A 780-nucleotide genomic window follows, 5' to 3' on the forward strand; every position below is an offset into this window, starting at 1 on the left:
GGGTGTCCAGAGGGCGGTGAGTAGGAGCGCGAAGATCATCACGCCGAGACCGCTTGCGACAGCCCCGCTTTTCCGGGTAGCCCCGTTCGGCATCTGTGATGGCTGCCTCGTTGCTGGCTGCCTCTTCTGTGCTGACTGCATCTTGGCTGACGCTAGCGAGCATCCGTTCTGCTGTTGTGTGCAGCTGTGGCGCGCGCCTGCACCGGCGCCGCGGCGAGAGGTTCGCTGAGACAGCTGGTGAAGGTTGGGATGAGCCATGCTGGAGCCTTCAGCCCAGCTCGAGTCTTCAGCCCGGCTAGAGCGGTCGATTCGATCTCTATTGATCACGCGATTCAGTCCTGTGGTGGGGGCGCGAGCACTTCGCGGTTACCGTTGGTCTCGGCGGGGCCGACGACGCCGATGCGCTCCATCTCCTCGATCATGCGCGCGGCGCGGTTGTAGCCGATCTTCAGCCGCCTTTGTACGCCGGAGATGGAAGCGCGTCGACTCTCGACGACGATCTGCACCGCCTCGTCGAACAGTGGGTCTTGGTCCTCGACATCGCTGCCGCCCTTGGGTTCCGGGTCGATGCCAGGGAGATGATCGGAGGGTTCTTGCAGGATGTTCTCGATGTAGTCAGGCGTGCCCTGCTGTTTGAGGAAATCGACCACCTTATGCACCTCGTGGTCGTCAACGAAGGCGCCGTGGACGCGCTGCGAGATGCTGCCACCGGGCGGCAGGTAGAGCATGTCGCCATGGCCCAGCAGGTGCTCGGCGCCCATCTGATCGAGTACGGTGCGC

Annotated in this window: 1 protein-coding gene; it reads right to left on the reverse strand. The window is 63.6% G+C overall.

Annotated elements, in window-relative coordinates; all coding sequences use genetic code 11:
- Positions 1-332 precede the first annotated feature (332 nt).
- The coding region (locus VBE63_RS30740) for a DNA translocase FtsK (protein ID WP_323686738.1) at positions 333-780 on the reverse strand (448 nt) is incomplete at its 5' end.

This window comes from Lamprobacter sp., from assembly GCF_034860625.1.
Lineage (GTDB): Bacteria > Pseudomonadota > Gammaproteobacteria > Chromatiales > Chromatiaceae > Lamprobacter.